The organism is uncultured Polaribacter sp. (genome assembly GCF_947501385.1).
Classification (GTDB): Bacteria; Bacteroidota; Bacteroidia; order Flavobacteriales; family Flavobacteriaceae; genus Polaribacter.
Genome location: NZ_CANMVP010000024.1, coordinates 1 through 26451 on the forward strand (window position 1 = coordinate 1; position 26451 = coordinate 26451).

Annotated in this window: 20 protein-coding genes and 1 tRNA gene; 12 read left to right on the forward strand and 9 right to left on the reverse strand. The window is 33.5% G+C overall.

Annotated elements, in window-relative coordinates; all coding sequences use genetic code 11:
• Nucleotides 1-193: 193 nt before the first annotated feature.
• The 6 genes from pdeM to Q0998_RS14900 form a co-directional block, all read right to left on the reverse strand.
• Complete coding sequence (gene pdeM, locus Q0998_RS14875) at nt 194-856, reverse strand: ligase-associated DNA damage response endonuclease PdeM (protein WP_299671151.1); 663 nt, start codon at nt 854-856, stop codon at nt 194-196.
• Nucleotides 853-3342 carry a ligase-associated DNA damage response DEXH box helicase gene (locus Q0998_RS14880; RefSeq protein WP_299671153.1) on the reverse strand — a complete coding sequence of 830 codons (2490 nt, stop codon included), beginning with the start codon at nt 3340-3342 and terminating at the stop codon, nt 853-855. Before Q0998_RS14880 ends, pdeM begins: the two co-directional genes overlap by 4 nt.
• Before the next feature lie 165 nt (nt 3343-3507).
• Complete coding sequence (locus tag Q0998_RS14885) at nt 3508-5094, reverse strand: ATP-dependent DNA ligase (RefSeq protein WP_299671155.1); 1587 nt, start codon at nt 5092-5094, stop codon at nt 3508-3510.
• A gap of 2 nt (nt 5095-5096) precedes the next feature.
• Nucleotides 5097-6116, reverse strand: coding sequence for a ligase-associated DNA damage response exonuclease (locus Q0998_RS14890; RefSeq protein WP_299671157.1), 1020 nt, complete (start codon nt 6114-6116; stop codon nt 5097-5099).
• Nucleotides 6117-6199: 83 nt separating this feature from the next.
• Nucleotides 6200-6598, reverse strand: coding sequence for a VOC family protein (locus Q0998_RS14895; protein ID WP_299671159.1), 399 nt, complete (start codon nt 6596-6598; stop codon nt 6200-6202).
• A gap of 118 nt (nt 6599-6716) precedes the next feature.
• On the reverse strand, nt 6717-7238 hold the full coding sequence (locus Q0998_RS14900; protein ID WP_299671160.1) for a DUF421 domain-containing protein: 522 nt from the start codon (nt 7236-7238) through the stop codon (nt 6717-6719).
• A 223-nt stretch (nt 7239-7461) separates the two neighbouring features.
• Between Q0998_RS14900 and Q0998_RS14905 the strand changes: the two genes are divergently transcribed.
• From Q0998_RS14905 to Q0998_RS14950, 10 genes are all read left to right on the forward strand, one after another.
• The gene (locus Q0998_RS14905; protein WP_299671163.1) at nt 7462-7839 is read left to right on the forward strand and encodes a hypothetical protein; all 378 of its coding nucleotides are present in this window, start codon (nt 7462-7464) and stop codon (nt 7837-7839) included.
• A 108-nt stretch (nt 7840-7947) separates the two neighbouring features.
• Nucleotides 7948-11784, forward strand: a complete 3837-nt coding sequence (locus tag Q0998_RS14910) for an efflux RND transporter permease subunit (protein ID WP_299671165.1) — start codon at nt 7948-7950, stop codon at nt 11782-11784.
• Between the two features lie 46 nt (nt 11785-11830).
• Entirely contained in the window at nt 11831-12196 is a 366-nt protein-coding gene (locus Q0998_RS14915) for a four helix bundle protein (protein ID WP_299671167.1), read from the forward strand.
• Complete coding sequence (locus Q0998_RS14920; RefSeq protein WP_299671169.1) at nt 12189-13496, forward strand: TolC family protein; 1308 nt, start codon at nt 12189-12191, stop codon at nt 13494-13496. The genes Q0998_RS14915 and Q0998_RS14920 overlap by 8 nt, the downstream gene beginning before the upstream one ends.
• Before the next feature lie 2 nt (nt 13497-13498).
• The gene (locus tag Q0998_RS14925; protein ID WP_299671172.1) at nt 13499-14056 is read left to right on the forward strand and encodes an AraC family transcriptional regulator; all 558 of its coding nucleotides are present in this window, start codon (nt 13499-13501) and stop codon (nt 14054-14056) included.
• Nucleotides 14057-14131: 75 nt separating this feature from the next.
• A complete protein-coding gene (locus tag Q0998_RS14930; RefSeq protein ID WP_299671175.1) occupies nt 14132-16657 on the forward strand; it encodes a heavy metal translocating P-type ATPase in 2526 nt (841 codons plus the stop codon).
• Between the two features lie 13 nt (nt 16658-16670).
• A complete protein-coding gene (locus Q0998_RS14935) occupies nt 16671-17258 on the forward strand; it encodes a DUF2911 domain-containing protein (protein ID WP_299671177.1) in 588 nt (195 codons plus the stop codon).
• Nucleotides 17259-17297: 39 nt separating this feature from the next.
• The gene (locus Q0998_RS14940) at nt 17298-17783 is read left to right on the forward strand and encodes a DUF305 domain-containing protein (RefSeq protein WP_299671180.1); all 486 of its coding nucleotides are present in this window, start codon (nt 17298-17300) and stop codon (nt 17781-17783) included.
• Nucleotides 17784-17962: 179 nt separating this feature from the next.
• Nucleotides 17963-19735, forward strand: coding sequence for an efflux RND transporter periplasmic adaptor subunit (locus Q0998_RS14945; RefSeq protein ID WP_299671182.1), 1773 nt, complete (start codon nt 17963-17965; stop codon nt 19733-19735).
• 161 nt (nt 19736-19896) lie between these two features.
• Nucleotides 19897-20307: a heavy-metal-associated domain-containing protein gene (locus Q0998_RS14950; RefSeq protein WP_299671185.1), complete on the forward strand. Its 411-nt coding sequence runs from the start codon at nt 19897-19899 to the stop codon at nt 20305-20307.
• 108 nt (nt 20308-20415) lie between these two features.
• Here the strand turns inward: Q0998_RS14950 and Q0998_RS14955 are convergent.
• Nucleotides 20416-20487, reverse strand: a tRNA-Gln gene (locus Q0998_RS14955).
• Nucleotides 20488-20658: 171 nt separating this feature from the next.
• Between Q0998_RS14955 and Q0998_RS14960 the strand changes: the two genes are divergently transcribed.
• Together Q0998_RS14960 and Q0998_RS14965 are read left to right on the forward strand one after the other, a co-directional pair.
• Nucleotides 20659-23790, forward strand: coding sequence for a DUF2723 domain-containing protein (locus Q0998_RS14960; protein WP_299671187.1), 3132 nt, complete (start codon nt 20659-20661; stop codon nt 23788-23790).
• A 6-nt stretch (nt 23791-23796) separates the two neighbouring features.
• The gene (locus Q0998_RS14965; RefSeq protein ID WP_299671189.1) at nt 23797-24441 is read left to right on the forward strand and encodes a polysaccharide deacetylase family protein; all 645 of its coding nucleotides are present in this window, start codon (nt 23797-23799) and stop codon (nt 24439-24441) included.
• 320 nt (nt 24442-24761) lie between these two features.
• Here the strand turns inward: Q0998_RS14965 and Q0998_RS14970 are convergent, their stop codons facing one another.
• Nucleotides 24762-25055: a thioredoxin family protein gene (locus tag Q0998_RS14970; protein ID WP_299671191.1), complete on the reverse strand. Its 294-nt coding sequence runs from the start codon at nt 25053-25055 to the stop codon at nt 24762-24764.
• Between the two features lie 84 nt (nt 25056-25139).
• Nucleotides 25140-26363, reverse strand: a complete 1224-nt coding sequence (locus tag Q0998_RS14975) for a metallophosphoesterase (protein WP_299671194.1) — start codon at nt 26361-26363, stop codon at nt 25140-25142.
• Nucleotides 26364-26451: the final 88 nt, after the last annotated feature.

Below are 26451 nucleotides of genomic sequence, written 5' to 3' on the forward strand. Positions count from 1 at the left end.
GTAGCTACATCAAAACAAAAATATATAGAAAATTATCAACCAAATATTTGTTTTTAAGCACAGTTCATTCCTGCGAAGGCAGGAATCTATACTTGGCTTTCTATGGATTCCTGCCTTCGCAGGAATGACAAACCAAAATTAACAATTTAAATCAGACCCTTCAGGGTTTGAAACCCTTTTGGGGTTAAAATATTTACATTTCAAAAATCCCATCATCCGTAAAACAAAAGTTTTTACATTTTTTTAAACTTTGCCTGGTATTTAAACCCGTAAATAAACTAAACGCTGGTAAAATCAATTGATTTTCTGTGACCTGAAAACAAGGTAATTTAATACGTTGTCTGCCCTTTCCTTTGATAAAAACTCCTGGATGAATATGTCCTGAAATCGTAAAAAATGCATCGGTTGGTACAACGGCATCGTGCACAAATTTTAGAGAATTTAGATTTAGTTCAGAAGTAAAAACTTCAATATTAAATTGCTCGTAGATACGATTACTTAATCGATCGTGGTTTCCCTTGATCAGCTGTAATTTTAAGTTTTTGAATTGTAAAAGCCAGTCTTTAAATTCGTCTAAATCTGTATTGTATTCTGCGTGAAATAAATCGCCAACAATAATTAAATTGACGGGTTTAAAATGAAGAATTAACTGTTTTAGTCGCTCTAAATCTGTGGTTAACACATTTTTCGGAATCGGAATGCCGCTTTTTTGAAAATGCGCAGATTTCCCAATATGCAAATCACTTAAAATTAAGCTTTTTTGAGTTTCCCAAAAAATAACTCGCTGATTTGTAAGCTCTAAAATTTCACCTTTGTAATGAATCTTTTTAGAAATAATCACCATCGGTTTTATCATCTCAAGGCTTGCTTTTGAATGCGTTCTATTCGTTTGCCTAAATCTTCATTACTCATGGTTCCGCGCAAACTATCTACTTTTAAAGGAAAGCTCAAAGGTGTAAAATTCTTTGCTCTTTTCAAAATAATTTTACTTTCAGAAATTCTTTGAAAAGCAGCTTGTAAACGTACTTTTTCCAATTCATAATCAAAAACTTCATTATAGGCTTGTTTCAATAATAAATTATTTGGTTCAAAATCACTTAAAACTCTAAAAATTAATCCAGAAGAAGATTGTAAACTTTTATTTGTTTTCCGATTTCCAGGTTGTGTTTGTATCACCAAACCTGCAACTACGGCAATATCTCTAAATTTTCGAGAAGCCATTTCACTTGCATTGATACTTGCTGTTACATCTTGAATTAAATTTTCTTTCGAGAAAATTTCAGCAATATTCTCTTCATTCAATGGAATTTCTTGATCGCTTAATAACTCAAAACCATAATCGTTCATCGCAATGGTAAAGGTTCTTTTTTCAATCTGGCTAATTCTATAGGCGATTAAAGACGCCATAATTTCGTGCACCAATCTCCCTTCAAAAGGATAGGCAAACAAATGAAAACCTTCTTTGGTTTCGATCATTTCTACCAAAAACTCATCATGTCTTGGAATGTGAGAATTCGCTTCCTGCCTTTTTAATAACGGATGTAAAAACTTCAACTCTCTTTCTCTATTGTTCGGCGTTAAAGCATCACTTAGTTTTAGTCGTAAAAAATGCGTTAAATAAGAAGTCAATGGCAATCTCCCTCCATTCCAACTGGGTGTAATGGCTTTTTTGGCTTTGCTACGTTTTACCAAAACCGTCATGTCTTTTATTTGTTTCATCTCCAGCACTTTTCCGCCTAAAATAAAAGCATCACCTTTTTTTAATTTTGAAATAAAATACTCTTCTACCATTCCAATATATCCGCCAGAAAAGAATTTTACAAATAGCATTACTTCACTTACAATAACGCCAATATTCATTCTGTGCATCATGGCAATTCTTCTGCTTTTCACACGGTAAAAACCATCTTCTTCTAACACCACTTTATGAAATTCTTCGTACGCTTTTAGCGTATTTCCACCTTGTGTGATAAAATGAATGCACCAATTAAATTCTTCTTTTGTTAAATAGTGAAACGCATGAATTTCTTTGATAAACTCAAAGGTCTCTTCCGCTTTAAAACCTTCTCCAACTGCCAATGTTACTAAAAACTGAACCAAAACATCGTAGGTTAAAACATAGGGAGTTCTAGCTTCTATTTCGTTTTGTTTTACGGCTTCTTTTACGGCTGCAACTTCTATTAATTGCAACGAATGTGTGGGAACTGCATAAATTTTAGAGCGCTCAAAAGGCGAATGTCCACTTCTTCCTGCACGCTGCATAAAACGTGCAATTCCTTTGGCAGATCCAATTTGAATTACACAATCTACAGGCTTAAAATCGACACCTAAATCTAAAGAAGAGGTACAAACAACTGCTTTTAATTGTCCTTTAGAAATTGCTTCTTCAATCCAATTCCGTTGTACTTTATCAATAGAACCATGATGAATGGCAATTTGCCCAATTAAATCTGGTGCTGAATCGATAATAATTTGATACCACAGTTCACTCTGATTTCTCGTGTTTGTAAAAATTAACGTAGTGGTATTTTCGTAAATAATCGGAATTATTTTTGAACTCATTTTCTTCCCTAAATGACCAGCCCAAGACAATTCTTCAACCTCATCTGGCAACAAAGAAATAATATCGATTTTCTTTTTCTCTTTTGCCCGAATCATCGTGGTTTTTACATCATAAGGAATTAAGACATTTTTGGCTTCTTCCAAATTTCCGATGGTTGCAGAAATTCCCCAAATTCTAGTTTTTGGTGATAGATTTCTGATTCTCGCAATCGCAATTTCTGTAATTACGCCACGTTTTGAGCCTAACAATTCGTGCCATTCATCGACAGCAATACAGTTTACATTTTTAAACCAACGTGAATTCTTTTTTTGCGAAAATAATAAATGAAGTGTTTCTGGTGTTGTTAAAATCACATCTGGCATTGAACGTTCTTGACGCCTTCTATCTTTGGTTGGTGTGTCTCCATTTCTAACCTCAACCGTCCAATCTAATCCAATTTCTTCGACCGCCGTATTCATGGCTTTTGCTAAATCTTTTGCCAAAGAACGCAACGGACTTACCCAAATGAGCTTGAGTCCTTTTTTATAATGTTGCTGATTGTTAAAATAATCGATCACAACTGCTAAAAAGACAGAAAAAGTCTTCCCAAAACCTGTTGGTGCGACGACCATTCCGCTAAAATTGTTATGGTAACGTTCCCAAGTTTGAGACTGAAAACTAAAAGGCATTTGGTCTTTATCCGCCATCCAGTTTTCTATGATTTTATAACCTTGTGATTGTTTAAAGTTGCTCAATAAAATAGCTATTTGTTGTTGGTTTATTCTTGTCTTTAATTGCATCCTGCTTCAGCAGGATGTTAATTTTTGTACAATATATTAATGGCTTTAGCCAAAATTTATATTCATTATTTTTTAAATTATTTTGATGTTTTGGCTAAAGTCAATTTTGATTTTTAATATTTTACAATGGGTTGAAACCCATTGCTATTGAAAATTTTGTTTAATTTAACTCGCATCAATTAATGCTTTAACGGACTCTATCGTATCAATATCTTTAACGGTTTTATCTCTTCGCCAACGTTTCATTCTTGGAAAACGCAAAGCAACTCCGCTTTTATGTCTCTTGCTGTAGGCAATTCCTTCAAATGCAATTTCGAAAACTAGTTCTGCTTTAACGGTTCTAACAGGACCAAATTTTTCAATCGCATTTTTATTTACCCATTTTGAAATCTCTGTAATTTCTACATCTGTTAAACCTGAATATGCTTTTGCAACCGTTACTAATTTATCTTCTTTTCTAACAGCAAACGTATAATCTGTGTATTTAGAACTTCTTCTTCCACTTCCTTTTTGTGCATAAATCATTACGGCATCAATTGTTAACGGATCTACTTTCCATTTCCACCAATCGCCTTTTTTTCTTCCAACATGATAAATGGATGATTTTTTCTTCAACATTAAACCTTCACTATTAAAACTTCTTGCGGCGTTTCTCAATGCATCTAATTCGTCCCAATTATTAAAGTTGATGACTTCTGATAATTTTAAAATATCGCTGGTATTTTGTTCGAATAAATTTTCTAATTTAGAACGTCTTTCTTCCATTGAAGATCTACGTAAATCTACATCATCTACTTCTAAAATATCGTAAATATACAAACCTACAGGAACGTCTTCTAATAATTTTTTAGTAACATTTTTACGATTCAATCTTTTTTGTAAATCGTTAAAAAGTAGTACTGTACTATCTTTTATCGCTAAAATCTCTCCATCAATTACAAAACTACCTACTAATTGAGAAACCGCAGCTACCAATTCTGGAAATTGTTCAGTAACCAGTTCTTCTCCTCGAGACCAAATAAAAACCTCCTCTTTTCTTTTAATGATTTGCCCACGAATTCCATCCCATTTATACTCTACTTGCCATTCGTTTGTTTCGCCTAAATCTTCCAATTCTTTTTCTAATGAATATGCCAAACAAAAAGGATAGGGTTTCGAATTGTCATAATTAATATGTTCTCCATTTAACAAATCATCAAACGAAATGGTATTTGGCGTCCAGTTTCCAATAATACTGTGCATTAATTGGTTTGCATCAATGCCTGATAATTTTGCAAGTGCATTTACCAAGGTTTTTTTAGAAACCCCGATTCGAAAACTTCCGCCGATTAACTTATTAAAAATTAATCTTTCTTGCGCTTCTAATCCATTCCAAGATTCAAGCACATATTCCTTTTTTTCTTCGTCTGATTTTGGTTTTAAATCGCTAAGTTCATCGATCCAAATATGCAAGGGTTTTTCTATCGTATGTTCTGGGTTTGGTAATAACAATGCCAAAGTTTCTCCCAAATCGCCAACGGAACTATAGCTTTCTAAAAATAACCATTCTGGTAGTTTGGTAATTTCCATAACCCAACTCTTCATTAAATTAGATTTTACAGGTCGTGATGGTCTTTTTCCCGTAAATAGAGCGATTAACCACAATTTATCTTTGTCTGGGGCGATTTTAAAATAATCGACCAAGGCATCGATTTTTGCATTGGTTTTATTGGTGATTTCAATTGCGCTGATTAAATTTGAGAAGTCTTTCATAATTATGCAGTTTCGGTTTTAACTTCTTCGCTTTGTGCCAATTCATCTTCACCAAACTCCGTTTTTAATTCATGCGCCTCGATTCCAATTTCATTCAAATATTTAGAAAATACGGCTTGAGAACCATGAGTTACATATACTTTTTCTGCTTCTGTAGCTTTTACAGCGGCTAACAAACCATCCCAATCTGCGTGATCGCTAATGGCAAAACCTGCATCAACTCCTTTCCAACGTCTATTTCCACGAATGTGCATCCAACCAGAACAAATAGCGGTTGCCGCATTTGGAATTTTCTTCAACAGTTTAGAACCTAATAACCCTGGAGGCATGATGACTATTTTATTTTGAAGGTCTGCTTTTTTAAAATCATATTTTAACAATGTGGTCTCTGGAAGTTCAATTCCTGAACCTGAAATTGCAGTGTTCAAATTATGTATCGCAGTATGCACATAAACATCATCTACACCTTCAATTAACTTCATAATTCGTTGTGCTTTCCCTAAGCTATACCCTAAAAAAACACTGGTTCTATTGTTTTTTTGATTTTGCAACACCCAATTTTGCAGTTCAGTCTGCAGTTCTTTTTCTTCTTTCCATTTGTAAATGGGTAAGCCAAAGGTACTTTCTGTAATAAATTCGTGGCATTTTACAGGTTCATAAGGTGTAGAAATAAAATCGGGTTGTGTTTTATAATCACCCGAAAAAACAACCACAAAACCTTTGTATTCTAATCGAATTTGAGCGGAACCAATTACATGACCTGCAGGAAAAAAACGCACTTGCACACCGTTGATATTTTTTGGTTCATTGTATCCCAAACTTTCTATTGAAATATCTTGCCCAATTCTATGTTTTATAATTGCTTTTGAATCATTATGACATAGATAATGTTTATTGCCAGGTCTTGAATGATCTGCATGTCCATGAGAAATAACTGCATAATCTACAGGATACCAGGGGTCTAAATAAAAGTTTCCAGGAATACAATAAATTCCTTTTTTTGTAAATTTTATGAGTTTCATAGCATGGAATGATTTTGCAAAAATAATGGATTACAAGTTTATTGCAATCCATTATATCAAATTAACTTTAAGTATGTGAGTGATTAGTTTTTTGAATTCACCATCCAACTAATTCCGTATTTATCTGAGCATCTTCCAAAAAAGCCCCATTCTCTCTCTCTAAATTCATGATGCACAATTCCGCTTTCAGATAAATTTTTAAAAACATCTTCTGCTTCTTCTTTATCATTAAAATCGGCACTCATGTGTATTTGGTTTCCATTATTTATAGGAGTGTCTGGAGTAGCATCATAAGCCATAAAATGAACTCCTTTACCTTTTAGCTCTGCATGTTGCAACTTATCTCTAAAAGAAGAAGGTACATCCATTTTTTTATCTTTATACGTCACTCTATTTTTTACATCTGCATTAAATAATTCCCCGTAAAAGTTTAGTGCTTCTTGACAGTTTCCATTAAATGCTAAATAAGCTTGTAATTTCATTTTTTAAATTTTTTAAGTTTATATTCTGTTTGTCTACAAAAATAGCCCTTGAAAAAAGTATTCTTTTGCTTATTTACAATTTATGATGACGCTATCGATAAAAGTTTACATTAATTTTTTATTTTTTTGAAACATCTTCTACAATCCAACTTTCAATGGTTTCTTTTTTAGAAGAATGTAAAACAGAAATATCTCCTGTGGCTTCAAAAATTACCGCTTTTACTTCAGAAAGTTTTATCACATTTGCTTCTCTTAATTTTGCTCTCAAATCTCCTTCAGTCACCTTGGCTTTTTTTAAATTATTCCATAGGATTTCTTCACCAATCATTAAAAATAAAGGATCATTGTCTACTGCATTTCTAAAAAACTGATATTTTCTAAAATAAGCTGTTATTCCTTGTAGGATATAAATGAAAGTTAAACCAAAAACACCTTCTAACAAAGAAACAGATTTAGAAAGCAATGTAGAAGCTATGATTGAACCAATGGCGATTGTACAAGCGAAATCGAAACTAGACATTTTAGAGAAGCTACGTTTTCCAAAAATTTTAGTCAGTAAAATGACGGTAGTATAAATACCTAAAGTAGATACAAATATAAATTTGAGTGTTTCTAAATTGGTGAATATCCATTCTTTCATAATTTCTTGTTTTTTTGATACAAAGTATATCAATTTTATAAATATAAAAATACATATTATAATGCGTACAAAAAGTGCTTATTTTATTTTAAAAAAGTAGAAATGTAAGAGAAATTGACCACTTAACTTTAAAATGCTGTGAAACAAAATTAGGAGTAATTAAAATTTTATATCTTTGTAGGTAGATATGAAAAAAGTATTCCATAAAATAACATCAATATTTATGGCATTTGTAGTATTATGCTCTACGATGTCATTTACAATAGATATGCATTATTGTGGAGATACTTTAGTAGAAACGGCTGTTTTCAAAAAAGCTAAAGGTTGTGGAATGGAAATGCGGATTCCTACAAGTGAAGATTGCGCTATTACTAAAAAGAACTGTTGTAATGATAAGCAGTTAGTAGTTGATGGTCAAGACGAATTACAATTACAAATTGATAAGATTTCTTTTGAACAACACGTATTTATTGCTTCATTTGTTTATACCTACATTAATCTTTTTGAAAATTTAGACAAAAATGTTTCTTCTTACGAAGCATACAAACCACCACTCGTCATAAGGGACATCTACAAGATTGACGAGAATTATTTAATTTGATTTTAAACAATAGACTGTGTTATCCTATGACTGTGATGTTATAAGGATAATTCTCTGTATTCGGTGTTTTTCTAGCACCATTGTCTAATTGTTTAATTATCAAAGCTAATGCTCAATAAAAGCATCAAATTTTTAATAGAAAATAAACTTGTAGCGGTTTTGCTATTAGTTCTATTTGTGGGTTGGGGAATCGTAAATGCACCTTTTAATTGGGATACCGGATTTTTACCAAGCGATCCTGTAGCCGTAGATGCCATTCCAGATATTGGTGAAAACCAACAAATTGTATTTACCAAATGGGAGGGGCGTTCACCACAAGATATTGAAGACCAAATTACGTATCCTCTAACCACTTCCCTATTGGGAATTCCAGGAGTAAAAACCATTCGTAGTTCTTCTATGTTTGGCTTTTCAAGCATCTATATTATCTTTGAAGAGGATATTGAGTTTTACTGGAGTCGTAGTCGTATTCTCGAAAAACTGAACTCCTTACCAAACGGATTGTTACCAGAAGGCGTCAATCCTGCTTTAGGACCCGATGCCACGGGTTTAGGACAAATCTTTTGGTACACTTTAGAAGGTCGTGATGAAAAAGGAAATATTACAGGTGGTTGGGACTTGCAAGAATTGCGAAGCATTCAAGATTATTATGTAAAATATGCGGTGTCTTCTGCAAGTGGTGTATCTGAAGTGGCGTCCATTGGCGGTTATGTTCAGGAATATCAAGTTGATGTGAATCCAGAGCTGATGCGACAGTACAACATTAATTTAAGTCAAGTTGTTAAAGCAGTCAAGGAAAGCAACAAAGACATAGGCGCACAAACTTTAGAAATTAACCAAGTTGAATATCTAGTACGTGGTTTAGGCTATGTAAAATCGATTGAGGACATCGAAAATGCAGTTGTCACTTCTGAAGATTATACATCCATAAGAATTAAAGATATTGGAAAGGTATCTTTAGGTCCTGCAACTCGTAGAGGCATATTAGACAAAGAAGGTGCAGAAGTTGTTGGTGCTGTAGTTGTTGCACGTTATGGTGCAAACCCGATGGAAGTCATCAACAATGTGAAAGAAAAAATCAAGGAATTAAGTGCAGGCTTGCCTACAAAAGTATTAAAAGATGGCAGAACTTCACAAGTAACCATAGTCCCTTTTTATGACAGAACAACCCTTATTAAAGAAACATTAGGCACTTTAAATGAAGCCTTAACATTAGAAATTTTAATTACCATTTTAGTTATCATTGTAATGGTATTTAATTTACGCGTCTCAGTACTAATCTCAGGATTATTGCCCGTAGCTGTTTTAATGGTTTTTATTGCAATGAAACTCTTTGGCGTTGATGCGAATATTGTTGCCTTATCTGGAATTGCTATTGCTATTGGTACCATGGTCGATGTAGGCGTCATACTATCAGAAAACATCATCAGACATCTCGATGAAGAAAAGGAAAAGCAAGTTGTCGTTCCGACAGAACGAGGAACGAGTGACGAGGAATCTCACCATGAGATTCTTCCTTCCGTTCAGAATGAAAAACGTTCTATAAACGAAATCGTTTACAATGCAACTATAGAAGTTTCTGGTGCTATTGTAACCGCAGTAATGACAACGATTATTAGTTTCATTCCAGTCTTTACAATGATTGGCGCAGAAGGAAAACTATTCCGTCCCTTAGCATTTACAAAAACATTTGCCTTAACAGCATCTTTGATTGTTGCACTTTTCTTAATTCCGCCGTTTGCAGCCTTTTTATTCAGAAGAAAAAGCATTAAAAAGAGTTTTAGTTACATTTTAAATGCAGCTTTAATTTTAGCTGGAATACTAGCAATCATATATGGTTATTGGTTAGGGATTATGTTAATTGCTTTTGGAATTATAAATCTTCATAGATCTTTAAATTTTCTTCCCTTTGGGAAGATGCCGAAGGCAGATGGGATCATTTCAGTATTGGCAATTGTATTTCTTCTGGCAGCATATTGGAGACCTTTGGGTATAGACAAAAGCATTTTTTGGAATCTTATTTTTGTAAGCATTATTTGTTTCGGATTGTTAGGTGTCTTTACATTATTCAGAACCTATTATACTCGTATTTTAAGATGGTGTTTAGACAATAAGCTGTTGTTCTTATCTCTTCCAACAGCAATTGTTATTGCTGGTTTTTTCGTTATGAAAAATACAGGCAAAGAATTTATGCCCTCCTTAAATGAAGGTTCTTTTCTATTGATGCCAACTTCGATGCCCCATTCTGGTGTAGAAGAAAACAAAAGAATTTTACAACAATTAGATATGGCAGTTGCCAGTATTCCAGAAATTAAAACCGTTGTGGGTAAAGCAGGTAGAACAGAATCTGCTCTAGATCCTGCGCCATTGTCGATGTATGAAAATATCATTCTGTACAAACCAGAATATATGTTGAATGAACATGGAGAACGACAACGTTATAAAGTGAATGAAGATGGTTTGTTTGAATTGAAAGATGGTCGTTTGGTGCAAAATGAAAATATAGTTGTCGGTTCGAGCGCAGTCGAGAACAAAACGGCTAGCATCTCGACTGAGCCTGTCTTGAGCACAGTCGAAAGGCTCGATGTGACAAACAATCAATTAATTGAAGACAACGACGGCGAATTCTATCGCAATTGGCGACCCGAAATTAAATCGCCAGATGACATTTGGAATGAAATCATAAGAGTTACCAAACTCCCAGGAGTTACCTCTGCACCAAAGTTACAACCTATTGAAACCAGGTTGGTAATGCTTCAAACAGGCATGCGAGCGCCTATGGGAATTAAGGTAAAAGGCCAAGACTTAAAACAAATTGAAGATTTTGGAGTACAATTAGAAACTATTTTAAAACAAGTGGAAGGTGTGAAACAAGAGGCCGTTTTTGCAGACCGTATTGTTGGGAAACCTTATTTACTAATTGATATTGATAGGGAGAAAATTGCACGTTATGCCATTTCTATACAAGAGGTACAAGATGTCTTAAAAGTGGCTGTTGGCGGAATGGTTTTAACGCAAACCGTTGAAGGGCGTGAACGCTATGGCATTCGTGTTCGTTATCCAAGAGAATTACGAGGAAATCCATCAGATTTAAAACAAATCTATATTCCTGTAGCAAAAGGCAGTCCTATTCCATTAAGTGAATTGGCAACCATTCGTTATGAACAAGGTCCACAAGTCATAAAAAGTGAAGATACTTTTTTAGTAGGTTATGTACTCTTTGACAAATTAGATGGCTTTGCAGAAGTAAGTGTTGTTGAAAACGCACAAGCACTGATTCAAGGAAAAATAGACAATGGCGAATTAATTGTACCAAAAGGAATCAATTACAAGTTTACAGGAACCTACGAAAACCAATTAAGGGCAGAAAAAACATTGTCTGTTGTTGTGCCATTGGCTTTAGCAATTATCTTTTTAATTCTGTATTTCCAATTTCGCTCGGTAGCCACGTCTTTAATGGTATTTACAGGAATCGCCGTAGCCTTTGCTGGTGGTTTTATAATGATCTGGTTGTATGGTCAAGATTGGTTTTTGAACTTTAACTTCTTTGGCGAAAACCTTCGAAACTTGTTCCAAATGCACCCAATTAATTTGAGTGTGGCAGTTTGGGTTGGGTTTATTGCTCTTTTCGGAATTGCAACAGACGATGGTGTGGTAATGGCAACCTATCTAACCCAAACGTTTGATAGAAACATGCCAGAAAACAAGAAAGAAATTAGAGCATCGATTGTTGAAGCTGGGGAAAAACGTATTAGGCCCTGTTTAATGACAACAGCTACTACCATATTGGCATTGCTACCCATATTAACCTCCACAGGACGCGGAAGTGACATTATGATTCCGATGGCAATCCCTAGTTTTGGTGGAATGTTAATCGCATTAATTACTTTATTTGTGGTTCCTGTATTGTATAGTTGGAAAGCAGAGATGGCGGTTAGAAGTTAGATGTTAGAAATTGGAAGTTGGAAGTTGGAAGTTTAAAAGAAAAATTATGATAAAATCATATAAAGATTTAACAGTACATAAAGAGGCTTTCTCTTTAGCTATGGATATTTTCTGGCGCACCAGAAAATTCCCAGAGGAAGAAGTGTATTCGCTCACTTCACAAATTGTGCGTTCATCACGCTTTGTTTCTGCTAACATGAGTGAAGGTTGGGAAAAACGGATGTATGAAGCTGTTTTTAAACAGCAACTTGTTACTGCATTAGGCTCTAATTCAGAAACTCAAGATTGGTTAGATTATGCACTGGAATGCAAATATATAGATAAGAAAGAGTATGTGGATTTTTCTAAAAAAAATGACAAAATAGGAAAAATGCTGACCAAATTATATCAAAATTGGAAAAGTTATGAGTAGTTTTAATCAAGTAAAGTATGTAAATATTTCAATAATATTTAAGAAGCAAAAGTGGTCGGGGATGTTCAATCTTCCAGCTTCTAGCTTCCAATTTCTATTGACCTTCATCATTTTGATTGCTGCAACTTCTACAGTTTCCCAAAACCTAAATGATTATATAGAAACATCTATAAAAAACAGTCCAGAAATTCAAAAATTCGAATTACAATATAAGAGAGCTTTTGAAAAAGTAAACGAAGCGAATACGATTCCGAATACCGAATTTGGTGTTGGTTATTTTGTTAGCGAACCCGAAACCCGAACAGGAGCGCAGCGCTTTAAAGTATCTGTAAAACAGATGTTGCCTTGGTTTGGTAATATTACTGCTAGAGAAAACTATATCGCTTCATTGGCTGATGCTACATATGAAGACATCGTAATTGCGAAACGAAAATTAATGGCTTCTCTATCGCAATCGTACTATAATCTATATGCTAATAAAGCAAAACAAGAGGTTTTAATTGACAATATTCAACTACTTGAAACTTATGAAACATTGGCATTAACCTCGCTGGAAGTGGGAAAAGCATCAGCGGTTGATGTATTGCGATTGCAAATGCGTCAGAATGAACTAGAACAGTTAAAACAAGTTTTAATACAGCAGTATTTGGCAGAACAAACCAACTTTAATAAATTATTAAATCGCGATAAAGATTTACAAGTTGCTGTTGTTAGAGAGTTAACAATTCCTTCAGAAGACTTTGAAATTAATACTAAAAACCTAGCATTGCACCCTGAATTACTGAAGTACGACAAACTGTATCAATCTGTAACACAATCTGAATTGTTGAATCAAAAAGAAAGCAGTCCGATGATTGGTTTTGGATTAGATTACATCAATGTTGCACAGCGACCAAATATGGATTTTAGCGACAACGGAAAAGATATTGTAATGCCAATGGTTTCTCTTTCCATTCCTATTTTTAATAACAAATACAAATCTCAAACAAAACAAAATAAATTGCAACAAGAAGAGATTGAAGCACAGAAACAAGAACGTTTCAACACACTAGAGACACGTCTTTACAAAGCAATAAACGATCGAATTTCTGCAAGAATAAGTTACAAAATTCAAACTAAAAATTTAAAGCAAGCTGAAAACGCGGAGGAAATCTTACTAAAAAGTTATGAAACAGGAACCATTGATTTTAATGATGTCTTAGATATTCAAGAGTTACAATTAAAGTTTCAAATGAATCAAATTGAGGCAGTAAAATCTTACTATGTACAAACTTTAAGAATTAACTATTTAACCAATTAGCTATGGTAAATACATTACTTATCAAAAATATGGTTTGCAATCGTTGTACTACAATTGTTAAACAGTTATTTAATAACGAAGGGATTGAAGTTCAAACTATTCAACTAGGAAAGGTTGAAATTAAAGAAGATTCTAACATAGATATAATAAAGCTCGAAAAATCTTTAAATGCACAAGGATTTGAATTAATTACTAATTCATCTGATGTATTGGTCGAAAGAATTAAAATATTTTTAATTCAAGAAATTGAGAAAGGCAACACAAACAATTTATTTCCAAAACTAGCTAAAAATTTAGGAAAAACAGATTCAGTATTAAGTAAGCTTTTTAGTAAATATGAAGGTGTCACTCTTGAAAAATATTGTATCAATTTAAAAATTGAAAAAGTAAAAGAACAGATTGAGTTAAATCAATTGAATTTTTCAGAAATAGCGTATAGTCTTAATTATAAGAACAGTAGTCATTTGGCAAAACAGTTTAAAATTGTTACAGGAATGTCAATGACCCAATACAAGAACTCCCAAGATGGGAATAGAATACCCTTAGATAAAATTGTATAAAAATTGAACCCAATTAGAAAAACAAATTTTATGAAGCTAATGTAATTTAGTGGGTTGATATTAAAATTTATAAAAATGAAACACACCTTTCACATACACGGAATGACTTGCAATGGCTGTCGCAGTCATGTAGAAAAAACGCTATCAGAAGTAGCAGGGGTTTCTAAATCGTCTGTCAATTTAGAAAAAGCAACAGCAACCATTGAAATGGAATCCCATATTCCTATTGAAACCTTTCAAGAAGCTTTAAAAAATGATGGTGGACGATATAGTATTCACAAAAATCCCCACCCAGCCTCCCCAAAGAGGAGAAGTCAGGATGTTAAAAAACATACGAGTAAGAAAAGCCCCCTTGGGGGGTTGGGGGCTTCTTTCTATTGCCCAATGCATTGTGAAGGCGAAAAAACCTACGATAAAGCTGGGGACTGCCCAGTTTGTGGAATGGATTTAGTGGAAGAACAAAACCTATCGACCACTACTGTAGAACAATGGACCTGCCCAATGCATCCGGAAGTTATAAAAGATGAATCTGGATCTTGTCCTATTTGCGGTATGGATTTAGTACCTATGGAAGCAGATAGTTCTGCCGAAGAAAAAACCTATAAAAAATTATCGAAAAAATTTTGGATAGCCGTTGCTTTCACTTTGCCTATTTTCATAATAGCTATGAGTGAAATGATTTCCAATAACCCATTATACGATCTCCTAGAACAAAAACAGTGGAACTGGATTCAGTTTGTATTGTCTATTCCTGTGGTATTTTATGCCACTTGGATGTTTTTCGAACGTGCTTATAAAAGCATCAAAACATGGAATCTAAATATGTTTACCTTGATAGGGATTGGTGCAGGAGTTGCTTGGTTGTTTAGTGTTTTCGGAATGCTTTTCCCTGATGTTTTCCCAATTCAATTTAAAACTGAAACTGGTGCTGTACATGTTTATTTTGAAGCAGCAACCGTTATTCTAACGCTTGTTTTAATGGGGCAACTTTTAGAAGCACGTGCACATAGTAAAACAAATTCTGCTGTAAAAGAGTTATTAAAACTGGCACCTAACAAAGCTATCAAAGTAGTTAACGGTGAAGAAATTGAAGTGAGTATTGACGCTATAGAGTTGAACGACATTCTAAAAGTAAAACCAGGTGATAAAATTCCTGTAGACGGTAGTATCACAGAAGGTGAAACCACCATCGATGAATCTATGATTACTGGAGAACCTATTCCTGTAAATAAAGCAGTAGATGATAAAGTAAGTAGTGGCACCATCAATGGAAATCAATCTTTCTTAATGAAAGCTGAAAAAGTAGGTTCAGATACACTACTTTCTCAAATTATTCACATGGTAAATGATGCAAGTAGAAGTCGCGCACCCATTCAGAAATTAGCAGACGAAGTATCAGGTTATTTTGTACCAGTTGTGGTTTTAATTTCTATCATAACATTTATTGTTTGGGCAATTTGGGGGCCAGAACCCGCTTATGTATATGCGTTGGTAAATGCTATTGCAGTGTTAATTATTGCCTGTCCTTGTGCATTAGGCTTGGCAACACCAATGTCTGTAATGGTAGGTGTTGGTAAAGGAGCACAAAATGGTGTATTGATCAAAAACGCCGAAGCACTTGAAAAAATGAACAAGGTAGATACCTTAATTATTGATAAAACTGGTACCATTACTGAAGGAAAACCAACTGTTGAAAAGGTAGGTTCTTTCAATGCTCTTTTTAATGAAAGTACCATATTGCAATACATCGTATCACTAAATACAAATAGTGAACATCCATTAGCAGAGGCGACTGTAAAGTATGGAAAAGAACAAAATGCAGAAATTATAAAATCTGATTCTTTTTCAGCAGTTACAGGTAAAGGTGTAGAAGCTACAATTCACAACAAAGAAATAGCCTTAGGAAACCCTAAAATGATGGAATATGCAAATGCGAAGATTTCTTCAGAAATGGAAGAAACAGCATTGTCTTTTCAAAAACAAGGCAAAACTGTCTCTTTTTTAGCCATTGACAAATCTGTTGTTGGTTATGTCGTAATCGGTGATAAAATTAAAGAAACAAGTGCAAAAGCCATCAAAGAATTGCAAGACAGAGGCATTGCAGTAATCATGTTAACTGGCGATAATAAAAACACAGCACAAGCAGTAGCATCAGCACTAAACCTTGCTGATTTTAAAGCGAGCATGTTACCTCAAGACAAGCTTAAAGAAGTAGAAAAACTGCAAGCAAAAGGAAATGTAGTCGCCATGGCTGGAGACGGAATAAATGATGCACCAGCATTAGCAAAAAGTGATATTGGTATTGCCATGGGAACAGGAACTGATGTTGCCATAGAAAGTGCTATGATTACCTTAGTAAAAGGTGATTTACACGGTATTGTAAAGGCGCATAATTTGAGTAAAAAAGTAATGAAAAATATCAAGCAAAACCTGTTTTTTGCATTGATTTATAACACCCTTGGCGTTCCAATAGCAGCTGGCTTACTATTTCCTTTTTTCGGAATTTTACTATCACCGATGATTGCTGCATTAGCAATGAGTTTTAGCTCAGTCTCTGTGATTGCCAATGCATTACGATTAAGAACACAATCTATTAACTAATCAATAAAAACAAATGAAACAAAGCATATTATTTTTATGTATTCTCATTTTAATGTCTTGCAAAGACGCTAAAAAAGAAGTTCAAGACAAAACACAACAAACAGAAATTGAACAAAAAACAACAAGCCCAATAACAGGTAAAAAGAAGCCCTTAAGTCCACATTCCTCAACCATGGCTATGATTGGTGATGCACATATTCATATCGATTATTCGTCACCAGGTGTAAGAGATCGTATCATTTTTGGTGGATTGGTTGGCTATAGCAAGGTATGGCAAGCTGGAGCGCATAATGCTACTTGGATAGAAACCAACAAAGAGCTAACTATTGCGGGAGAAGTATTACCCGCTGGGAAATATGGTTTTTTTACCATCCCATCAAAAGAAGATTGGACGGTGATGATAAACAAAAATTGGGAACAACACGGTAAAGATGAATATGATGAAAAAGACGATGTGATTCGCTTTAAAGTTACCCCCAAAATTTCAGAAAATATTCAAGAACATTTAGCTTATAAAGTAACTAAAACTAGTGAAAATTCAGGTACCATAAGTATGACTTGGGAAAAAGTACATATTGAATTTCCGTTTACTGTAAATTAATTAAAAAAAAATAATATTAACTCGAGAACAATCAAAATTATGAATGCAAAAGAACACACAAACAACAAAGAAGGAATGAGCAATTACACAAAATTCTTTTTAATGCTAGGCACATCCTTTATAGCGATGTACATTACCATGTATTTAAATACCTATGCCTTTGATCATGTCTACTTTAGTTTAACACGATTTTATATGGTATGCTTAGGTATTTCAGCTATGGCGGTAATTATGTTACTATTTATGTTGAATATGTACCAAGATAAAAAGAAAAACATAGCTATATTAATAGGCAGCTTTGTACTTTTTATAGCTGCTTTAGGTTTAGTACGTGATCAGAAATCTACAGTAGGAGATGTTTTATGGATGGAAGCAATGATTCCGCACCACTCTATCGCCATTTTAACTAGTGAACGTGCAGATATCAAAGACCCAGAAGTTAAAAAACTAGCAAACGATATCATTAAAGCACAACGTAAAGAAATTGAAGAAATGAAAGCAATGATCAAGCGTTTAGAAAATTAAAAGTAGTTTTTGGGCGCTCGAGCGGGCCTGCCTGACGGTAAGGTAGGCTGTTACAATCTTTTGCTCGTACCTCACAAAAGGATTTTCACTACTATCCCTAGCGCAAAAGTACAAGTTAACCTGCAAGGTATCGCTGACGAAAAAAGTTGCCTTGTAAGTTTCAAATAAAATTAAGTAAGATGAAAAAATATATTATTTTTGCAGTACTATTAGCTGTCGGACTATTCTTTGGATGGATGATTTTTGGAGGTTCTTCTACAAGTGATGATGAACATAGCCATACTGAAATTTCTAAAACAAATCAAATGTGGACCTGCTCTATGCATCCTCAGATTATGCAACCAGAACCTGGTGATTGCCCTATTTGTGGAATGGACTTAATACCAGCAGCAAGCAGTGCTGAAGGCTTATTAGCAGATCAATTCAAGCTTAGTAAAAATGCGATGGCATTGGCAAACATTCAAACATCTATTATCGGGAATGGTCAAATAGCAAATAACGCTATTAAATTATCTGGTAAAATTGTAGAAAATGAAGAAGCCAATACAGTTCAAGTCAGTTATTTTTCTGGAAGAATCGAACGTCTTTATATTAATTTTACAGGTGAAAAAGTAAGAAAAGGACAAGTATTGGCAACCGTTTATTCGCCAGAGTTATATGCTGCTCAACAAGAATTAATTACAGCAGCTTCTTTAAAAGAATCGCAACCTGCACTATACAAAGCAATTCGTAATAAATTAAAATTATGGAAGCTCTCTGAAAATCAAATCAATCAGATCGAAACATCAGGAAAAGTAAAAGAAAACTTCCCTATATATGCAACAGTTTCAGGTACCGTTTCAGAAAAATTAGTAGCACAAGGCCAAGCTATCAAACAAGGGCAACCCTTGCTTAAAATTGCAAATCTAAATACGGTTTGGGCAAATTTCGACGTGTATGAAAATCAAATCAACTTATTTAAAAAAGGACAAGAAGTAACGGTCACAACAAACGCATATCCGAATACAAAATTTGAAGGAACGGTAGATTTTATTGACCCAATATTAGACAGCAGCACAAGAACCGTAAAATTAAGAGTTGTATTGAATAATAAAAATGATACTTTTAAACCAGGAATGTTTGTTGAAGGTAAAATTAAAGGAATCTCTTCAAGTAAAGAGCAATTCTTAAGCGTTCCTTCATCAGCGGTTTTATGGACAGGGAAACGTTCTGTTGTATACATCAAAACAAATTCTACACAACCTACTTTTGAAATGCGCGAAATTACCTTAGGCAATCAAATTGGCGACTATTATGAAGTTTTAGAAGGTCTAAATAATGGCGCTGAAATTGTAACCAATGGAACTTTCACGGTAGATGCCGCAGCACAATTACAAGGTAAGAAATCGATGATGAACAAAGAGGGTGGTAAAGTTATGACGGGGCACGAAGGTCATTTAGGTATGGAAACAAAATCACCAAATGCCAATGAAAATAACTTAAAAACCAATAAAAGAATTGAAGTATCGAGCGATTTTCAAAATCAATTGAAATTAGTTTTTAATGAGTATATCCAATTAAAAGATGCTCTGGTAAAAGATGACTCCGTAAAAGGAATAACAGCAGCAAAAAAACTCTTGAATACTTTATCTAAAGTTGATATGAAGTTGTTATCTGATGATAAAGCACACAACCATTGGATGCCATTCGAAAAAGGAATAAAAACAGCAGCAACAGCCATTTCAAATACTTCAGCTATAGCTACACAAAGAGATCATTTTAAAAATCTTTCCTCCAATTTTATTGAAACACTTCAAGTATTCGGAATCAATGAAACAGTTTTTGTAGAATTTTGTCCAATGGCAGATAATAACAAAGGCGCGTATTGGTTGAGTAAAGAAGAAAAGGTAATCAACCCCTATTATGGTGAAGCTATGCTTACCTGTGGAGAAGTAAAACAAGTCATAAAATAATCACTAAATTGGTAAACCATTTTGGATTTGAACTCCATAGTTTGAACAAGAAAATAATTTTTTTTAGAGAATTGCATGTCAGAAATAACAACATGCTCTTAACACTTATAGAAATTAAAACGGAATTACAAAATTTTTAACCTTTAACTAAATCATAAAAAATGAAGAAAATAATTTTAAGTATCGCTGTCATCGTAGCGGCAACTTTTACAAGCTGTAAAAACGAAACAAAAAAAGAAAAAGAATCTACAACTGAAGTATCTAAAAAAATGGAGATAACAGATACTTCTTTTGGTGTAAGAGGTAACTGTGGAATGTGTAAAAATACCATCGAAAAAGCTGCAAATACTGTTGAAGGAGTCACCAATGCAACTTGGGATGTTGATCAAAAGAACATCGCTATTTCTTATGATGCTCATAAAACAAATGCCATGGAAATTCATACAGCAATTGCGGCATCTGGCTATGATACCGAAAAAGTTGCAGGAAATGAGGAAGCCTATAAAAACTTACCTGCTTGTTGTAAATATGATCATGAAATGATGATGAATCAGTCTGGAGAAATGAACTAAAGTGAATGTATATGTTATCATTTACAATTTCTAATTGAGAAAAAGTCAACACAAATAACTAAAAAAGTAAAAACTCCTAGCAAATTAAATTTTGTTAGGAGTTTTTTGTTGGCCTACAAGGACTCGAACCTTGAATGTCGGTACCAAAAACCGGTGTGTTACCAATTACACCATAGGCCAATGCTTCTTAGCGGATGCAAATTTAATGCAATCTTTCAATTCCACAAACATTTTTAAATAAAATTTTACTTTAACAAATTTTTATGAACATTTCCTTACGCAATAAAAGACTTAACAAGCTATTTATTCATAATTATTGTTAAATTCGCTCAGATATTATTATGTAATTTTATGACATTAGCAAACTTTAAGAAATGGAACATCATTTTAGGATGGATCACATTTGCAATTGCTTTAATAACCTATTCTTTAACAATTGAGCCAACAGTTAGTGCTTGGGATGTTGGCGAATACATTTCTACAGCAGTAAAACTAGAAGTTGGGCATCCTCCAGGAGCACCACTCTTTCAAATGTTAGGCGCATTTTTTGCGATGTTTACTTCAGATGTTTCTGAAATTGCAAAAATGGTGAACTTTATGTCTGCTTTGGCAAGTGCATTTACCATTTTGTTTATGTTTTGGACAATTACCAATTTGGGTGAAAAATTAGCCTTAAAATCAGCTAAAATTACAGCAGGAAGTTATATCGCAATTTTAGGAAGCAGTATTGTAGGCTCTTTAGCATACGCCTTTTCAGATAGTTTCTGGTTTAGCGCTGTAGAAGGCGAAGTGTACGCCATGTCTTCATTTTTAATGGCCATTTTATTTTGGTTAGGGTTAAAATGGGAAAGTGAAATTACAACCCCAAGAGGAAACAAATGGTTAATTCTTATCAGTTTTGTAGTGGGCTTGTCTTTTGGCGTTCACATACTTTCATTACTAGTAATACCCGCCATTGTAATGCTCTATTTCTTTAAAACGTATAAAGAAATTAATCTAAAAACTACAGCAATCGCAACAGTTTTGTCTGTACTTGTTTTAGCTTTTGTATTTAAGTTTTTATTCCCTTTTACTTTAAAATTCTTTAGTGCTTCAGAATTATTTTTTATAAATACCGTTGGTTTGCCATTTAATTCTGGAAGTATTATTGCCGGAATTATTTTAATAGCACTGTTTTTCTTCGGATTAAAATACACGCGAAAACAAAACAAAATACATACCAACACCTTAATTCTATCTGTATTATTTATCATGATTGGTTTTTCTTCTTGGATGATGTTGCCAATTAGAGCCAATGCAAATACTACAATTAACGAAAACAATCCTTCTAGTGCGCGTGAATTGTTAGCGTATTATGAACGTGAACAGTATGGAGATGCCAATGTTTTTTACGACACTTATTATTCTAATTCTTTTGAAAGAACACAAAAAACTGAAAAAGATGAATACGGAAATAGTATAGGTGTTTTTAAAGACGAAAAACCTAAATACGAAAAGAAAAACGGAAAATACATCATCGTAAATAAATATAAAAACGCGATTCCTGTTTATACGGATAAACACAAAGGATTTATTCCAAGAATGGTAGATCCTGCTTCAGAAAAAATGTACAAAGCAATTGCCGGAATTCCATCAGGGAGTAAACGACGACCTTCTTTTGCAGAGAATTTAAAGTTTATGTTTAGTTTTCAGTTTGGATATATGTACGGACGTTATTTTATGTGGAATTTTGCAGGAAGACAAAATGATATTCAAGGAAGGTTAGATATTTTTAACGGAAACTGGATTAGCGGAATTGACTTTATAGACGAAGTAAGATTAGGATCTCAAAAACAATTACCAACACAAGTTTTAGAAAATAAAGGGCGAAATAAATATTACTTTTTACCTTTAATTTTGGGGATTATTGGATTAGTTTTTCAAATAAAGTGGGACAAAGAGAATTTCTTTACTCTCTTTTTATTCTTCGCATTTACAGGTTTTGCTATTATATTCTATACAAACCCAAAACCTTTTGAGCCAAGAGAACGAGATTATGCCATTGTGGGTAGTTTTTACATTTTTGCCATTTGGATTGGCTTTGGAGTGCTAGCACTCTATGAATTCTTAAAGAATTACGCTAATAAGAAAACAGTCGCAATTGTAGTTTCTGTCATTTCATTATTAGCGGTTCCTACGTTAATGGCTTCTCAAAACTGGGACGATCATGACAGGTCTAACAGATTTACCACACGTTTAAATGCACAGGCATATTTAGAAAGTGCGGATCAGAATGCCATTATGTTCACTATTGGAGATAATGACACGTTCCCACTTTGGTACATGCAAGAAGTAGAAGGTATTAGAACCGATTTAAAATTGGTCAACACCAGTTTATTTGCTACAGATTGGTATATAGACCAAATGAAGCGTGCCACTTATAATGCACCTCCAATTCCTTCTCAATTAACACACGACCAATATAAATACGGCAGTTTAGATATTGCCTATCATATAGAACACCCAAGATTTAAAGATTCTATCATAGAAATTAAAGATTTTATGCGTTGGATTTCTTCAGACAATGAGGCTACATATTATATTGATGAGGAAAATAATATCAAAGAAAAATTTTACCCAACCAATAGAATTCGAATTCCTGTAAACAGAGAAAATGTTTTAAAAAACGGTATTGTTGCACAAAAAGATGCCGATAAAATTGTGCCGTATATAGATATTACAATTGACGACAGAGGCATTACAAAAAACCGAATTCTGATGTTAGATATTTTAGCAAATAACGATTGGGAAAGACCTATTTATTTTACAGGCGGTGCAAATGCAGATGAAGAATATATTTGGTTAAAAGACTATTTACAATTAGATGGTTTGGCTTTTAAATTAGTGCCCATACTTACCCCCTCAAAATACATAGACCAAAGTGGTAAAAAGCGTGAGGTTAGTCTTTTTGATATTGGTAGAATAGATGCTGAAAAAATGTATACAAACATTCAGAAATTAGAATGGAAAAACATCAATAGCGGCAACATCTATTTAGATGAACAAACCAAAAGAAATGCAATTTCTTTACGAAACAGTTTAATGCGCTTGTCTGAAGCATTTGCCAAAGAAGGAGATACCATTAAAGCAGTAGAAGTATTAGATTTATCTTTAGACAAAATGCCTATAGAGAAATTTGATCATTACAGCCTGTCTTTAGGATATCCTGAAATGTATTATAGTTTAGGGAAACATAAAAAAGCAGAAGAAACAGCAAATACCCTAGTTCGATTAATCAAAGAGAAATTAATTTGGTTGAGTACTTTTGATAAAAATAACAGCGATGTTGTTTTTGATGAAATTGATACTTCTTTGTACATGTTTAAAAATCTTATAGATCAAGTTGAACGAGGCAGTAATAATAAAGATTATGTTTCTAAAATTCAGAATGAATTTATGGATACAATTAAGCTTTTCGACCATTTAATACCAGATGAAGAATAAGTTTTTATGAAAGTCTATTCCCCCGGAACGCCCGATATTATGATGAGATTTTTCTCAAAATATATTTGGCGTTTTTCTATGGATAAAAAAGAAATTTACCTCACTTTTGATGATGGTCCAACACCAGAAATAACCTCTTTTGTTTTAAACGAATTGCAAAAATACAAGGCAAAAGCTACCTTTTTTTGTATTGGAAAAAATATAGAAAATAATCCAGCAATTTTTAATAGAATTCTGGTGGATGAACATGCTGTTGGCAATCATACTCAAAATCACTTAAACGGTTGGAAAAGTGACACTTCTAGGTATATGAATGATTTTTTAAAGTGTGATAAAACAATTACACGATTCAACAATAAAACAATACAACAGCAAATTTTTAGACCTCCTTATGGAAAAATAAAAAAATCGCAAGCAACAGCTTTGTTAAATAAGGGCTATAAAATTATTATGTGGGATGTTTTATCCGCAGACTTTGATACCAGTATTTCTAAAGAAAAATGCTTGCAAAATGTTTTAAAAAACACTAAAAACGGAAGCATCATCGTGTTTCATGACAGTGTAAAAGCTTCTGAAAAGCTGCGATTTGTGTTGCCGAAAGTGTTAGAAGAATACGCTAAAAAAGGATTTCAATTTAAGGCAATTCATTAAAAATTTTCGTGCAGTTTGTAATTTCTGCGCGGGCAGGAATCTAAAATTTCTTCTACTGAAAGTAACAATATTTTAAAAGCTGAATATTTTAAAGGCAAGTAAACAGTGAAATTACTGTTTAAAATTTTCTTTTTATGGATTCCTGTTTTCACAGGAATAACATAATTTTTTTAATGAGTGCTGTCTTTTAGAAACCTACCTGCCGCAGTCAGTGAACTTTTTTTGAGCCTTTCGTAACCTTTGTTTCATATTTCAACCAAAAAGCATTTTGATTTCAATAATGCCCAAGATAAATTACAAGGAACTAGTTTCTAAAAAAATTAAACATATTGTTGCACCAAACCAATTAAAGTATTTGCGTCTTGAAAACCTGTTTGGCGCCACTTCATTTCTCCATTTTTATAGATCATAAAAGTTGGGTTTCCTTTTACCCGCAAAGCATCTGCAAGAATTTCGTTTTTATTGATGTCTATTTTAATAACTTTAGCGCTATCACCCAAAGCAGCTGCAACACTTCTAAGCGTTTCTACAGTATTCTCAGCATCTTCCCAGTCTGTATAGAAGTCTATAAGAACGGGTTTTTCAACACTAATTAATTCGCCAAATTTTGTCATAACATAAAGTTTTAGAGGAAAAACGTAAAAATTATTCAATCGTTACTTAACAAATATAAGAAATCTATTTGAATTGTCTGATTATCAGCCTTTTTTCAATTCTATCACTGTAATTTCTGGCCAAATACCAACTCTACCAGGAAATGCATGGTAACCAAAGCCTCTGTTTACATTAATATATCTACCTGCTTCTTCGTACAAACCTGCCCATTGTTTATACACATATTTAGAAGGACTCCATTTTAACCACCCTGGAATTTCGATACCCATTTGCAAACCATGTGTATGTCCGCTTAAAGTTAGGTGATAATTAAAGTTGTCTTGTTTTACTTGATATTCCCAATGACTTGGGTCATGAGACATTAAAATTTTAAAATCTTTTTGATTTACACCTGCCGAAGCGCGCTGCAAATCTCCTGCTTGGTTAAATCCTTTCCCCCAATTTTCTACGCCAAGAAGTGCAATTTTTTGTCCGTCTTTTTCTAAATAACGGTGTTCATCCAATAACAAATCGAAGCCAATTTTTTTATGAACATCTTTTACTTGTTGAAAATTTTTGACCTTGTCTTCAGGTGTTTTCCAATCCATATAATCACCATAATCATGATTTCCAAGAATGGCATATTTTCCTTCTTTGGCTTCTAGTTTATCGAAAACATCAATCCAATTATCCATTTCATCTGCTTTGTTGTTTACAATATCTCCAGTAAATAACATAATATCAGATTTTTGTTGATTGATTAAATCGACACCATATTTAATCTTCTCTTTATTGGTAAAACTACCTGAATGAATATCTGATATTTGTGTGATGGTAAAACCATCAAAAGCTTCGGGTAAATCTTTAAAAGTTAACTGGTATTTTAAAACTTTGTAATTGTACTTTCCGTAAATAATTCCGTAGATAAAAGAGGCAAATGGTATGGCAGCCAAACCTAATGCAAGTTGAGAAATAAATTTTCTTCTTCCTACCAAAGGTTTTGTTTCTCCTGAGGAAATTGCAGAAATTAGTTTTAACACCCATCGATACATATCTTCTCCAAACAATACTAAAATGATCACCAACTTCGGAATAGAAACGGTTAACATTAAACCCATTGCCATTTGAAATTGGGGTGTTTGCCCATTACTTTTATCATACGTTAAAACGGTAAGAAAAAAGTACACGTAAGCAGCAACACTAGCTGCTAGAAAAGAAAAACGCATTAGTTTGCTTTTAGAAATGGTTCTAAAGGCCTGAAAAGTATATATTTCTACAACAACTATTAAAACTAAGAAAACGATAAGAGGAATGAACCAACGAGGCATAAAATATTTTTTTTGCGAATTTACCTCTTTTAAAAGTGTATGGATTTCATTTTTAGAAGACTTTAACAAAAAACTCCCAAAATGGGAG

Excerpts from the sequence above, each read along its gene's own strand:
- Q0998_RS14920 (WP_299671169.1), top strand. The coding sequence starts at position 12,189 with ATGAGTAGTTTTAATCAAGTAAAGTATGTAAATATTTCAATAATATTT.
- Q0998_RS14965 (WP_299671189.1), top strand. The coding sequence starts at position 23,797 with ATGAAAGTCTATTCCCCCGGAACGCCCGATATTATGATGAGATTTTTC.
- Q0998_RS14970 (WP_299671191.1), bottom strand. The coding sequence starts at position 25,055 with ATGACAAAATTTGGCGAATTAATTAGTGTTGAAAAACCCGTTCTTATA.
- Q0998_RS14975 (WP_299671194.1), bottom strand. The coding sequence starts at position 26,363 with ATGCCTCGTTGGTTCATTCCTCTTATCGTTTTCTTAGTTTTAATAGTT.
- Q0998_RS14925 (WP_299671172.1), top strand. The coding sequence starts at position 13,499 with ATGGTAAATACATTACTTATCAAAAATATGGTTTGCAATCGTTGTACT.
- Q0998_RS14935 (WP_299671177.1), top strand. The coding sequence starts at position 16,671 with ATGAAACAAAGCATATTATTTTTATGTATTCTCATTTTAATGTCTTGC.
- Q0998_RS14900 (WP_299671160.1), bottom strand. The coding sequence starts at position 7,238 with ATGAAAGAATGGATATTCACCAATTTAGAAACACTCAAATTTATATTT.
- Q0998_RS14880 (WP_299671153.1), bottom strand. The coding sequence starts at position 3,342 with ATGCAATTAAAGACAAGAATAAACCAACAACAAATAGCTATTTTATTG.
- Q0998_RS14910 (WP_299671165.1), top strand. The coding sequence starts at position 7,948 with ATGCTCAATAAAAGCATCAAATTTTTAATAGAAAATAAACTTGTAGCG.
- Q0998_RS14940 (WP_299671180.1), top strand. The coding sequence starts at position 17,298 with ATGAATGCAAAAGAACACACAAACAACAAAGAAGGAATGAGCAATTAC.
- Q0998_RS14950 (WP_299671185.1), top strand. The coding sequence starts at position 19,897 with ATGAAGAAAATAATTTTAAGTATCGCTGTCATCGTAGCGGCAACTTTT.
- pdeM (WP_299671151.1), bottom strand. The coding sequence starts at position 856 with ATGATAAAACCGATGGTGATTATTTCTAAAAAGATTCATTACAAAGGT.
- Q0998_RS14890 (WP_299671157.1), bottom strand. The coding sequence starts at position 6,116 with ATGAAACTCATAAAATTTACAAAAAAAGGAATTTATTGTATTCCTGGA.
- Q0998_RS14945 (WP_299671182.1), top strand. The coding sequence starts at position 17,963 with ATGAAAAAATATATTATTTTTGCAGTACTATTAGCTGTCGGACTATTC.
- Q0998_RS14895 (WP_299671159.1), bottom strand. The coding sequence starts at position 6,598 with ATGAAATTACAAGCTTATTTAGCATTTAATGGAAACTGTCAAGAAGCA.
- Q0998_RS14885 (WP_299671155.1), bottom strand. The coding sequence starts at position 5,094 with ATGAAAGACTTCTCAAATTTAATCAGCGCAATTGAAATCACCAATAAA.
- Q0998_RS14915 (WP_299671167.1), top strand. The coding sequence starts at position 11,831 with ATGATAAAATCATATAAAGATTTAACAGTACATAAAGAGGCTTTCTCT.
- Q0998_RS14930 (WP_299671175.1), top strand. The coding sequence starts at position 14,132 with ATGAAACACACCTTTCACATACACGGAATGACTTGCAATGGCTGTCGC.
- Q0998_RS14960 (WP_299671187.1), top strand. The coding sequence starts at position 20,659 with ATGACATTAGCAAACTTTAAGAAATGGAACATCATTTTAGGATGGATC.
- Q0998_RS14905 (WP_299671163.1), top strand. The coding sequence starts at position 7,462 with ATGGCATTTGTAGTATTATGCTCTACGATGTCATTTACAATAGATATG.